Origin of the sequence: Pseudoxanthomonas sp. LjRoot125 (genome assembly GCF_964252705.1) — a bacterium.
Classification (GTDB): Bacteria; Pseudomonadota; Gammaproteobacteria; order Xanthomonadales; family Xanthomonadaceae; genus Pseudoxanthomonas_A.
In genome coordinates this window covers 1,676,835-1,688,927 of sequence record NZ_CAXUOY020000001.1, presented here as the reverse complement: position 1 = coordinate 1,688,927, position 12,093 = coordinate 1,676,835, and the positions used below count along the sequence as shown (strand labels likewise).

General features: G+C 67.5%; 9 protein-coding genes. 8 read left to right on the top strand and 1 reads right to left on the bottom strand.

Going from position 1 to position 12,093, the window contains the following annotated elements; genetic code table 11:
- Nucleotides 1-5: 5 nt before the first annotated feature.
- Complete coding sequence (galE, locus tag ACSION_RS07720; RefSeq protein ID WP_435305538.1) at nt 6-1,022, bottom strand: UDP-glucose 4-epimerase GalE; 1,017 nt, start codon at nt 1,020-1,022, stop codon at nt 6-8.
- A gap of 216 nt (nt 1,023-1,238) precedes the next feature.
- On the opposite strand from galE, the gene ACSION_RS07715 reads away from it, so the two are divergent.
- The 8 genes from ACSION_RS07715 (at nt 1,239) to ACSION_RS07680 (ending at nt 12,092) form a co-directional block, all read left to right on the top strand.
- Nucleotides 1,239-2,528: a nucleotide sugar dehydrogenase gene (locus tag ACSION_RS07715; protein WP_435305537.1), complete on the top strand. Its 1,290-nt coding sequence runs from the start codon at nt 1,239-1,241 to the stop codon at nt 2,526-2,528.
- 25 nt (nt 2,529-2,553) lie between these two features.
- Complete coding sequence (locus tag ACSION_RS07710; RefSeq protein ID WP_435305536.1) at nt 2,554-3,561, top strand: NAD-dependent epimerase; 1,008 nt, start codon at nt 2,554-2,556, stop codon at nt 3,559-3,561.
- A gap of 93 nt (nt 3,562-3,654) precedes the next feature.
- On the top strand, nt 3,655-4,275 hold the full coding sequence (locus ACSION_RS07705; protein WP_093490551.1) for an XrtA/PEP-CTERM system exopolysaccharide export protein: 621 nt from the start codon (nt 3,655-3,657) through the stop codon (nt 4,273-4,275).
- The gene (locus ACSION_RS07700) at nt 4,275-5,867 is read left to right on the top strand and encodes an XrtA system polysaccharide chain length determinant (RefSeq protein WP_435305535.1); all 1,593 of its coding nucleotides are present in this window, start codon (nt 4,275-4,277) and stop codon (nt 5,865-5,867) included. Before ACSION_RS07705 ends, ACSION_RS07700 begins: the two co-directional genes overlap by 1 nt.
- A gap of 10 nt (nt 5,868-5,877) precedes the next feature.
- A complete protein-coding gene (locus tag ACSION_RS07695) occupies nt 5,878-6,645 on the top strand; it encodes a polysaccharide biosynthesis protein (protein ID WP_435305534.1) in 768 nt (255 codons plus the stop codon).
- Between the two features lie 20 nt (nt 6,646-6,665).
- Entirely contained in the window at nt 6,666-7,967 is a 1,302-nt protein-coding gene (locus ACSION_RS07690) for an outer membrane beta-barrel protein (protein ID WP_435305533.1), read from the top strand.
- Between the two features lie 10 nt (nt 7,968-7,977).
- Complete coding sequence (locus tag ACSION_RS07685) at nt 7,978-9,831, top strand: hypothetical protein (protein ID WP_435305532.1); 1,854 nt, start codon at nt 7,978-7,980, stop codon at nt 9,829-9,831.
- Between the two features lie 260 nt (nt 9,832-10,091).
- Nucleotides 10,092-12,092, top strand: a complete 2,001-nt coding sequence (locus tag ACSION_RS07680; RefSeq protein WP_435305531.1) for a hypothetical protein — start codon at nt 10,092-10,094, stop codon at nt 12,090-12,092.
- Nucleotide 12,093: the final 1 nt, after the last annotated feature.

Here is a 12,093-nt window from a genome sequence, read left to right as displayed (position 1 = left end):
CGCACTCAGGCGGCGGGATATCCCTGCGGATTCAACGACTGCCAACGCCATGCATCCCGGCACATGGCCTCCACCCCGAGTTCCGCGCGCCAACCGAGCGTGCGCTGTGCGAGCGAAGGATCGGCGTAGACCTCGGCGACGTCGCCGGGGCGTCGCGCCACCACCTGGTACGGGATCTCGCGCGCCGCCGCGTCGGCGAACGCCTTCACCAGTTGCAGCACGCTGATGCCCTGGCCGGTGCCCAGGTTCACCGTGAGGTTGCGTCGCTCACGCGCGACGAAATCCAGCGCGTCTGCGTGCGCACGGGCAAGGTCCATGACGTGGATGTAATCGCGCACGCCGGTGCCGTCCAGCGTAGGCCAGTCGCCGCCGAAGACGCTCAGTCGCTCGCGGCGCCCGACGGCCACTTGGCAAATGAAGGGCATCAGGTTGTTGGGTATGCCGCCCGGGTCCTCGCCGATCAGCCCCGATGCGTGAGCCCCCACGGGATTGAAGTAGCGCAGGTTGACGGCATGGAAATCCGGATCGCTCTGGCAGAGGTCGCCGATGAGCTCTTCCATGACCAGCTTGGTACGGCCGTAGGGATTGGTGACCTGCAGGTGGGCATCCTCTCGCACCGGCACGCTGGCGGGGTCGCCGTAGACGGTCGCGGAGGAGCTGAACACCAGACGCTTCACCCCGGCCTGCTGCATGCCGTGCAGCAGGTTGAGGGTGCCGCCGATGTTGTTGTGGAAATAGTCCAGCGGCCGCTCGCAGGATTCGCCCACCGATTTCAGCGCGGCGAAGTGGACCACGGCGTCGAAGGGCTGCCGGGCGAAGAATCCGCTCACGGCTTCGCGGTCGCGCAGATCCAGGGGCTGGAAAGGAACCGGTCCGCCGGTGATCTGCTGCAGGCGTGCCAGCACGCCAGGCGAGCTGTTGCTGAAGTTGTCGGCCACCACCACCTCGTGGCCGCGCTCGACGAGCACCACGTAGGCATGCGCGCCGATGTAGCCCGCGCCACCGCACAACAGGATCCGCATCTCGACTCCCCCGGTCGTGTCGCCGTCCATTCCCGTGGACGATCACAAGGGATACGCAAGCGACGCCCCAATCAGGCCAACGACCGCAGGGTTGTCCTGCGTTCGACGGTTTGGACGTTGATCGGCACGACAAGGGGCACGGACCCGGGGAACGTCCGCACCGCGCCACCGTATAGACTCTTCTACACGCGACACCTACAGGGGATTTCCACATCGATGAACGCTCCACTGCCCACCCTGGACCAGGCCAGGATCGCCGTGATCGGACTGGGGTATGTCGGCCTGCCGTTGGCCGTGGCCTTCGGCCGCAAGTACCCCACGCTGGGATTCGACATCAACGGCAAGCGCGTCGGCGAACTGCGCGAACACCACGACCATACGCTGGAAGTCTCCGCCGACGAGCTGCGCGACACGCCGCAGCTTGAGTTCAGCGACGATCCGGCAGCCTTGGCTTCGTGCAATGTTTTCATCGTCACCGTGCCCACGCCGATCGACGACTACAAGCGCCCGGACTTGCGGCCGCTGGAGTCGGCGAGCCGGAGCGTAGGCCGGGCGATCGCCAAGGGTGGCGTGGCGATCTTCGAATCGACGGTCTACCCCGGCGCCACCGAAGAAGCGTGCGTGCCGATCATCGAGCGCGAATCCGGCCTGGCCTTCAACCAGGATTTCTATGCGGGCTACAGCCCGGAACGCATCAACCCGGGCGACAAGCAGCACCGCCTGGAAACCATCATGAAGGTCACGTCCGGCTCCACGCCGGAAGTCGCGGACTTCGTGGATGCGCTGTACGGCAGCATCATCACGGCCGGCACCCACAAGGCCAGCAGCATCCGCGTGGCGGAAGCGGCGAAGGTCATCGAGAACACGCAACGCGACGTCAACATCGCGCTCATCAACGAATTGGCGCTCATCTTCCACCGCCTCGGCATCGACACCCACGAAGTGCTGGAAGCCGCGGGGACCAAGTGGAACTTCCTGCCGTTCCGCCCCGGCCTGGTCGGTGGACACTGCATCGGCGTGGACCCGTACTACCTGACCCACAAGGCGCAGCAGATCGGCTACCACCCCGACGTGATCCTGGCCGGCCGGCGCATCAACGACGGCATGGGCAGCCACGTGGCGCGCCGCGTGGCCAAGCTGATGGCGCGCCGCAACCTGCCCACCGCCGGTGCGAAGGTGCTGGTGCTGGGCCTGGCATTCAAGGAGAACTGCCCGGACGTGCGCAATACGCGCGTGGTCGACATCGTGGCCGAGTTGCGCAGCTACAACGCGCAAGTGGACGTGCACGACCCCTGGGTGAACGCAGACGAAGCCAAGCACGAATACGGGCTCGATCTGGTGGCGGAGCCCCAGGCCGGCCAGTACGATGCGGTGATCCTCGCCGTCGCGCACAAGCAGTTCAGCGCGCATGGCGCCGAGGGCATCCGCGGGTTCGGCAAGCCCGGCGCGGTGGTCTTCGACGTGAAGCGCGCCCTGCCCCGCCACGCGGTCGACGACTGCCTGTAATCCCTTCCTCCCCCAGGAGTACCTGATGCGCGTATTGGTCACCGGCGCCGCCGGCTTCATCGGCTCCCACCTCAGCGAGCGCCTGCTCGCCCGTGGCGACGAAGTGCTGGGCTACGACAACCTCAACGCGTATTACGACCCCTCGCTGAAGGAAGCGCGGTTGGCCCGCCTGACGCCGAAGGACGGCTTCAGCTTCGTGCGCGGCTCGCTGGAAGACCGCGCCGCGCTGGACGCCGCGTTCGACGACTTCAAGCCGCAGCGCGTGGTGAACCTCGCGGCGCAGGCAGGCGTGCGCTACTCGCTGGAGAACCCGCAGGCGTACGTCGACAGCAACATCACCGGCTTCCTGAACATTCTCGAGGCCTGCCGCCATCGCGGTATCGAGCACCTCGTCTACGCCTCGTCCAGCTCGGTCTACGGCGCCAACCGCAAGCTGCCGTTCGCGGTGGAGGACAGTGTCGACCACCCGGTCAGCCTGTACGCCGCCAGCAAGAAGGCGAACGAGCTGATGGCGCACACCTACAGCCACCTGTTCAACCTTCCGACCACGGGCCTGCGCTTCTTCACCGTCTACGGTCCCTGGGGCCGGCCGGACATGGCGCTTTTCCTGTTCACCCGGAAGATCCTGGCCGGCGAGCCCATCGACGTGTTCAACCACGGCCGCCACACGCGCGACTTCACCTACATCGACGACATCGTCGAGGGCGTGATCCGCACCCTGGACCGCGTCCCCGGCGCCGATCCGGACTACGACCCGCTGTCGCCGACGCCGGCCAGTTCGCTCGCCCCGTATCGCGTCTACAACATCGGCAACCACCAGCCGGTGGAGCTGTTGCGCTACATCGAGGTCCTGGAGGAGTGCCTGGGCCGCACGGCGGAGAAGCGGCTGCTGCCGCTGCAGCCGGGCGACGTCCCCGACACCTACGCCGACGTGGAGGCGCTGAGCCGCGACACCGGCTACTCGCCCTCCACGCCCATCGAAACGGGCGTGCGCCGCTTTGCCGAGTGGTACCGCGCGTTCTACCAGGTCTGAGGCCCGCACCGCCGGGCGTCGTGCGCCCCGCATTGGCCGGATTCCCGCGTTGCCCCCGTTGTAGTGGGCATCAGCAGATACAGGGGATCCTCGATGAAACGCGTCTTCACCGGCCTCAGCGCCCTCCTCCTGGCCGTGTTCCTGACGTCCTGCGCGACGTCATCCGGCAGCGAGAGCGCTCCGCCCGCCACCAGCACGTTGGCCACGGATGCCTACCACATCGGGGTCGACGACATCGTGCAGGTCTCGGTGTGGCGCAACCCCGAACTGGGCATCACGGTGCCCGTGCGTCCGGACGGCATGATCTCCGTGCCGCTGGTGGGCGACGTCGCAGCCGGCGGCCGCACGCCGGCCGAAGTGGCGAAGGACATCCAGGAGCGCCTGGCCACCTACGTGCGCGATCCGCAGGTGGCGGTGATCCTCACCGACCTCCGCAGCCATGAATACCTCTCGCGCGTTCGCGTCACCGGCGCCGTCCGCCAGCCCGTCTCGCTGCCCTACCGTCCCGGCATGACCGTACTGGACGCCGTGCTGGCCGCTGGCGGCATCACCGAGTTCGCCGCTGCCGATCGTTCCGACCTGCATCGCAAGACCCCTGAGGAAACCCGCACCTACGCCGTGCGTCTGGACCGCATCCTCAACCGGGGCGACCTGAGCACCAACTACACCGTGTCGCCCGGCGACGTCATCACGGTCCCCGAGCGTACCTTCTGATGAGCCAGAGCAACCTTCCCGCACGGCGCGGCTATTCCGCGCCGGCTGCGCCGTCCACTGCGCTTTCTCCCAACGACCTGGCGCCCATCCTGATCCGCGAGGCGCGCCGCCATCGTGTGGCGCTGGTCGGCATCTTCGCCGCCGTCGCGCTGCTGACGCTGGTCGTGGGCCTGCTGGTGCTGCCCAAGAACTACACCGCGTCCACCACGATCCTGGCGCAGGAGAGCGACATCATCCAGCCGCTGCTGGAAGGCCGCGCCGTGGCCACCGAAGTCGTCGACCGCGCGGGCATCGCCCGCCAGGTGATCTATAGCCGCAAGGTGCTGGAAGACGCGATGAAGACCGGTGGCTGGCTGGAAGACAAGCCCAGCGCCATCGAGCAGGACCGCCTGATGGAGCAGATCAAGGGGCGCATCGCGATCACCAGCCCGCGTCCGAACCTGATCCAGATCACCTATCGCGACAGCGACGCCAAGCGCACCTACGATGTCACCGAGCACCTCGGCGAGATGTTCATCAAGGAAAGCCTGGCGGCGAAGGAACGCGAGAGCCGCGAGGCCTACGAGTTCATCGACAAGCAGGTGCAGGACTACCACGCCAAGCTGCTGGAGGCGGAAGAGCGCCTGCGGTCCTACCGCTCGGCCAACACCGATGCGCAGCCCGGCAGCGCCACCGACGCCAACACCCGCATCAGCGCGTTGCGCACCACGGTCGAGCAGACCCGCATGTCGCTGCTGGAACAGCGCTCGCGCGAGGGTGCGATCGCGTCGCAGCTCTCGGGCGAATCCGCGGTGACCGCCGTGCAGACGCGCGAAAGCCTGTATCGCGGCCAGTTGCTAGAGCTGCAGGGCCAGTTGGACCGGCTGCTGCTCAACTACACCGAGCAGCATCCCGACGTGGTCCGCGTGCGCCATCAGATGGCCGACCTTCAGCAGGCCATGGCCAACGAACAGAATCGCCGCGCGTCCGCGCCGCAGGGCACCAGCCCGTTCGACGAAGCGCAGATGAACCCGCTTTACCAGGAGCTGCGCAGCCAGCAGGCGCAAACCCGTCGCGAAGTGGCCGCCACGGCGTCGCGCATGGCGATCGCGGAATCGATGCTGGGCGACGAGCTCAACCGCAGCCGGCGCATCGCCGATTCGGAGAGTGCGCTGGCCGAGCTGACCCGTGACTACGAGGTCAACCGCGACATCTATCAGGACCTGCTGCGCCGCCGCGAGAACGCCCGCGTCTCGATGCAGCTCGACCGCGAAGAACGCGGCCTGACCCTGCGCGTGCAGGACCCGGCCACCATGCCGCTGCGCCCGACTGGCTTGCGCTTCATGCACTTCGCCATCGGCGGGCTGCTGATGGCGGTGGGCATCCCGCTGGGCCTGCTGTTCCTGCGCGCGCGGTTCGACCCGCGCATCCGCTCGGCGCAGCAACTCCAGCGCATGACCGACCGTCCCCTGTTGACCGTCGTGCCGACCTACCACTCGCCGCGTGATCGCCGGCAGGAGTTCAGCCGCAACGCGATGAGCGTCGGCTTCCTGGCGCTCGTCATCCTCGCGTACGGGCTGGCGTTCGGCCTCAAGCAGCTCGCTGCCGCCTGAGGCCCTCGCCATGAACCCACACGCCACCATGGAAAAGCCCGTGACCCCGGACAACGATCGACTGCACGGCGTGCCTCACCGCGCCGAACCCTCCCGCTCGCTGGCCCTCATGGACGAGCCCAAGGCGCTGACGCCGCGCGAGCTCGAAGATCGTCGCGTCATCCACCGCAACGACTCGGTCCGCGAACAGGCCGATGCGTTCCGCGAACTGCGCACGCGCCTGCTGACGCTGGGCGGCGAGCGCAATTTCGTCACCCTGGTGGCGCCGGTTTCGCACGGCTGCGGCGGCAGTTTCGTCGCCCGCAATCTGGCGGCCGCCTTCGCGTTCGACGACACCAAGAGCTCGCTGCTGATCGATTGCGACGCGCTGCACCCCACCCAGCACACCGCGCTGCACGTCGATGCAGGCCATGGCGGCCTGATCGACTACCTCGAGGATTCCGACGCCGACCTGGGCAGGATCCTCTACCGCACCGGCGTGCCGCGCCTGCGCCTGATTCCCAGCGGCCGGCAGCGCGAGATGACCGGCGAGGCGTTCAGTTCGTTCCGCATGCGGGCCATGGTGGACTCGCTGCGCAGCCGCTATCCCGATCGTTACCTGGTGCTGGACAGTCCGTCGGTGCTGGGTTCGCCGGATGCACGCATCCTGTCCGAACTGGCGGATCTGGTGGTGCTGGTGGCAGGTTACGGCAAGGTCACTCCGGACAAGCTGGAAAAGGCCATCGGCAGTTTCCCCGCCGACAAGGTGGCCGGCGTGGTGTTCAACGAAATCCCCTGAGAACGCCAAGGAGCCTCGGCATGCGACCTTCCCGCCTCCGCATTTCCGCGCTAGCAGCGTCCGTGCTGGCCGCGTTCTCCGGCCATGCCTCCGCCGCGCGCGTCGACTACACCATCGACCTGGGCATGGAGCGCAACAGCAACGTGACGATGGCGCCGTCCAATCCGATCGAGCAGCGTTACCTGCGGAGCGGCATCGGCTTCAGCATCACTGAAAGCGTCTCCGCCCTCCAGCTCAGCCTGGACGGGCGCGCCGAATACAGGGACTACGAAGACGACATCTTCGCCGATACGGTCGATGGCACGTTGTCGGGAAGGATGAATTGGGTCGCCATTCCCGACCGGCTCTTCGTCGTGGTCGAAGACAACCTCACCGTGCAACCGGTGGATTCGCTGGTGCCCGACGGACCCGGCAACCGCCAGCAGGTCAACGTCTTCTCGGCCGGTCCGACGATGCTCTTCAACTGGTCGCCGCAATTGCACGGCCAGGCGGAACTGCGTTACGTGAACAGCGACGCCGAAGTGACCGAGGAGTTCAATTCGCAGCGCCTCGCGGCCGCTTTGCGCACGATCCGGGAGCTGACGCCCACCAGCCGCATCTCGCTGAACCTGCAGGCGCAGCGCGTGGATTTCGATGACGACGTCGTCGCTCGCGACTACAACCGCTACGACCTCTACGGCCGTTACGTCCGCGAACTGGCGAATTTCCGGTTGGGCGCGGACCTGGGCTATTCGCGCATCGATTACCGCCAGGGCGAATCGCGCTCCGAACCGCTGCTGCGCGCCGACGCCGAATGGACGCTGTCGCCGCACAGCCAGCTGACCGCCGTGGTGTCGAGCCAGTTCTCCGACACCGCAACCGATGCACTGGCCGGCATCCAGTCCGAATCCACCGTGCCGGTCAACGTCCTGACCGGCGACGCGGTGGTGAACGCATCCCCCTACGAGGTCCGCAGCCTGGACCTCGGCTACAGCTACACCGGCACGCGCTTGAACCTGTCGCTGACGCCGTTCGTGCAGAAGCGCGACTACGTCGATTCGGACGAGTTCGACCAGAAGACGCGCGGCTCACGGTTCGACCTGCACTGGCTGATGCGGCGCGGGCTCTCGCTGGGCACTTACGCCACCTGGGAACGCCTGGACTACACCCAGCTCGGGCGCGAGGACAAGACGACGCGGGTCGGTGCCAGCCTGGAATACCAGTGGGTACGTCGCTGGGCGGTGCGGTTGCACGCAGAGCGCTACAAGCGCGAGAGCACCGACCTGAACCAGGACGTCGCACAGAACATCGTCTACCTGAGCGTCGCTTACTCCAACCGTTGAGGGCACCGGCATGCGCGCCTCGCCTTCCAAGCTGAAAACCCATGGCATTCCCAGCGCGATCCTGCTCGGGTTCGCCCTGGTGGCCGCCGCGATCGGCCATTGCGGCGCCGCGGATGCGCCCGAAAGCACGCCACAGTCCGCCGAGCGGGCCGTCGCGGCCCCGCCGCCCACCGCAGCGCCTGTCACGGCCCCGGCCGTGGCGACCGGCGTGGACCAGTTGAAAATCGATCTATCATCCGTGGACCGGCGATCGCCCGCCTTCGGCCGCTTCCGCAGCTGGGTCGACAGCGCCGTGTCCGGCAGTCCTGGCTATGCATTCTCTGCCAGCGACGCCGCCTTGATGGCGTTGTCGGGCGGCGGTGACAAGTATTGCAAGCTGGCCATCCGCATGGTCGAGCAAGAAGTGAGCGAGGCCGAAAGCGCCATCGCTTCGGGCGGACGTCCGGCCATCGCGGGCGACTCCTATCTCGAGGTCGGACCCCGGATCGCCGATCTGGCGATGACGCTGCATGCATGCCGGCCCGACATCGCTCCCGCCCAGCAACAGCGCTGGTCCGCTCTCGCCGAGCAGGCCGTCTGGAACGTCTGGAACCCGGCGCGCGCGCAATGGGGCGGGCGCACCCACGCGTGGACGGGCTGGTCGATCGACAACCCGGGCAACAACTACTACTTCAGCTTCATCGAAGCCACCATGTACTGGGCGCTGGTGAGCGGCAGCCCGACCTGGATGGAAGAACTGCGGCAGCGGCGCCTGCCGCCGTTGAAGGCCTACTACGCCGACCTGCCGGGCGGCGGCAGTCGCGAGGGCACCGGTTACGGCGCCGCGCAAATGCGCCTGTTCGGTCTCTACCGCCTGTGGAAGGACAGCACGGGCGAAGACCTGGCCGCGGCGAACACGCATGCGCGCGACAGCATCCCCTACTGGGTGCACGCCACGGTGCCCACGCTGGACCGCTTCGCTCCCATCGGCGACCAGGCGCGCAGTTCGGTGCCGGAGTTGTTCGACTACCACCGTCGCCTAGTGCTGGAAGCGCGCCAGCTGACCACGGACGCCGATGCGCTGGCGCTCTCGTCCTGGTGGTTGCGCAACATCTCGGTGCCGCGGATGAGCCAGGGATTCAATTCGCGCTATGACCTCCTGGCCGCCGGCGAATCGAACGAGGCACCCAAGGCATTGGTCTACTACGCGGAAGGCGCCGGCCACCTGTTCGCGCGCAGCGACTGGGGCAAGGACGCGATGTGGATGTCCTTCGTCGCCGGTCCCTACAACGAAAGCCATGCCCACCAGGATCAGGGCGGCTTCACTCTGTTCGCGCGCGACTGGCTGGCCGTGACCGAAAACATCTGGACCCACAGCGGCATCCAGCAGGGCACCCCCGTGCACAACGTGGTGCGGTTCGAACGGGCAAACGCCGATGCGCAGCAATGCGCCGCGCCGCGCGGCGACACCGTCGTACACCAGTGCGAGTCCACCCGCTCCCGTTCGAAGGTGACCGTCACTCCCCGCCCGGATGGCGGCGTGACGGCGCTCGCTGACCTGACCCCGGTGTACCGCGACAACCCCGCCCTGCAGTCCTGGCAGCGCCGTATCGACTTCGGCGGACGCAAGCTGCTGGTCCGCGACGACTTCCGGTTGGGAGCGGGTACCCGCGCCATCTTCCAGGTCAACGTACCGGAGCGTCCGGTGGTCCAGGGCAACGAAGCCGTGGCGGGCCGGTTGCGCATCCGCGTGCTTGAACCGGCCAACGCGACCCTGCGCGTGCATGCCTGGAGCGACGACGATCCCCAGGAATTCCGACGGGGATGGCGGGTGGACGTGGCCGGCGGCCAGGATGGCTATACCGTCGAACTGAGCGAAAAATAAGGGCCTTTACCGACCTGCCCGGCGCCCCAGAGCGCACCGGGCAGGCCATCACACTCCCGTGAACTCCCCTGCCGCCGGCTGAACCGGCGCGCGTTTCTGTGACCCAGGGCGTCCGTTTTGGAAAATGCCCCACGTTATGATCCGCCCCGCCGTTGCGCGGATCGCATGTAGCGAGGGGGCGCTGCAGCGGGTAGCCACCAGCCTCAGGGCTGTCGTCTTCCAATTCTTTCGTGCGCGGTTTTCTTGCCAGGAGAACCCCCTTGTCGCGCACGCCCGTTTCCCCCCGCACCGCCCGCCGGCTCCCCGTCGCCCTGTTCCTCGGCGCCGCCGCACTCACCTCCCTGACCGCTGCCAGCGCGGCTGGCGGCCTGTTCGGCCAGCGCGCCCAGGCCCTCGCCTCCGACGCCTGGAGCCAGGCCGAGGACGACTTTGCCGACCTGCGTGACGCCGGTCGCGACAACGTCATCCGCTTCTGGACCCGCACCACCTCTTCCGCCAAGGCGGCGCGCCGCGCACGCGAACGCGTTGCCGTGACCCCATCGGTCGGCAGCCTGGGCAGCAGCACCCCCTCCACCGGTACCGACTCCAGCCCCGTGCTGAGCAGCGGTGGGCGGGTCAGCTCCAACTCCTCCCGCCCGCGCGTGGTCAACCTGCCCCTGCCGGTGCCTGCCGTGGACAAGAGCTCCGCCGCCTACACCCGCTTCAAGGGTTGGGTGGATTCGGCCGTCGCCGGCAGCCGCGGTTACGGCTTCAGCGCCGCCGAGGCCGCGCTGATGTACCAGCTCTCGCCCGAAGCCAAGTACTGCACCCTGGCCATCCAGATGGTCGAAGAGCAGGTCACCGCTGCCGAATCGGCGATCGCTGGGGGTGGCCGCCCCGCCGTCGCCGGCGACTCCTATCTGGAAGTCGGCCCGATGATCGCCGACGTAGCGTCGACCATGACCGCTTGCGCAGGCAGCATCACCTCCAGCCAGCGCACCCGCTGGTCGGCCTACGCCGAGCAGGCCGTGTGGAACGTCTGGAACTACAACAGCGCCCAGTGGGGCGGCCGTGCCCAGCCGTGGTCGGGCTGGTCGGTGACCAATCCCGGCAACAACTACTACTACAGCTTCGTCGAAGCCACGATGTACTGGGCGCTGGCCAGCGGCAGCAGCACCTGGTTCAACTTCCTGCGCGACAACAAGCTGGCGGCGATGCAGACCTACTTCGCACGCCTGCCCGGCGGCGGCAGCAGCGAGGGCACCGGCTACGGCACCTCGCACATGCGCCTGTTCTCGCTGTACCGCATCTGGCGCGATGCCACCGGCTACGATCTGGCCAACGCCAGTAGCCATGCATCGGACAGCATCCCGTACTGGATCCACGCGACCGTGCCGACGATGGACCGCTTCGCGCCCATCGGCGACCAGGCGCGCAGCTCCGTTCCGGACCTGTACGACTACCACCGCCGTCTCGTGCTGGAAGCGCGTTCGGTCAACACCAACCCGGTGATCCAGAACCAGGCGACCTGGTGGCTGAACAACATCTCGATCGCGCGCATGGGGTCTGGCTTCAACTATCGCTACGACCTGCTGCCGGCCGGCACCACCGCGACCGTGCCGACCGATCTGGTCTACCACGCGCGCGGCGCCGGCCACTTGTTCGCCCGTACCGGCTGGACGCGCGACGCGATGTGGGTGGCGATCGTCGCCGGCCCGTACAACGAGAGCCACGCCCACCAGGACCAGGGCTCCTTCACCCTGTTCTCCGGCGACTGGCTGGCCGTCACCGCGAACATCTGGAGCCATAGCGGCATCAACCAGGGTACGGACGTGCACAACCTGGTGCGCTTCGTGCGCAACGGCACCGTCGCGCGTCAGTGCGAATCCACGACGAAGGCATCGACGATGACGGTCACGCCAGGCAGCGGCGGCGCGTTCACCGCGGACGCCAACCTGACGCCGTCGTTCTGCAACGCCGACGCGGTGACGAACTGGCAGCGCAACTTCAACTTCGCCAACCGTCGCCTCACCGTGCGCGATACCTTCAGCATCACCAGCGGCACCACCGCGACGTTCCAGGTGAACGTACCGGTCGCGCCCACCCTGGTGAACAGCCGTGAAGCGACGGCCGGCCGCCTGCGCGTGCGCGTGCTCGAGCCGGCGAACGCGACGATCAACTCCAACTTCAGCAGCGGCAAGTACGTGGAAGACGGCGCTCGTTTCCGCATCGACGTACAAGGCGGCACCACCGGTTATGTGGTGGAGCTGAGCGAGATCTGAT

Bases quoted from the DNA above. Each gene is read 5' to 3' on its own strand.
- ACSION_RS07700 (WP_435305535.1), top strand. From the start codon at position 4,275: ATGAGCCAGAGCAACCTTCCCGCACGGCGCGGCTATTCCGCGCCGGCT.
- galE (WP_435305538.1), bottom strand. From the start codon at position 1,022: ATGCGGATCCTGTTGTGCGGTGGCGCGGGCTACATCGGCGCGCATGCC.
- ACSION_RS07690 (WP_435305533.1), top strand. From the start codon at position 6,666: ATGCGACCTTCCCGCCTCCGCATTTCCGCGCTAGCAGCGTCCGTGCTG.
- ACSION_RS07710 (WP_435305536.1), top strand. From the start codon at position 2,554: ATGCGCGTATTGGTCACCGGCGCCGCCGGCTTCATCGGCTCCCACCTC.
- ACSION_RS07685 (WP_435305532.1), top strand. From the start codon at position 7,978: ATGCGCGCCTCGCCTTCCAAGCTGAAAACCCATGGCATTCCCAGCGCG.
- ACSION_RS07705 (WP_093490551.1), top strand. From the start codon at position 3,655: ATGAAACGCGTCTTCACCGGCCTCAGCGCCCTCCTCCTGGCCGTGTTC.
- ACSION_RS07715 (WP_435305537.1), top strand. From the start codon at position 1,239: ATGAACGCTCCACTGCCCACCCTGGACCAGGCCAGGATCGCCGTGATC.
- ACSION_RS07695 (WP_435305534.1), top strand. From the start codon at position 5,878: ATGAACCCACACGCCACCATGGAAAAGCCCGTGACCCCGGACAACGAT.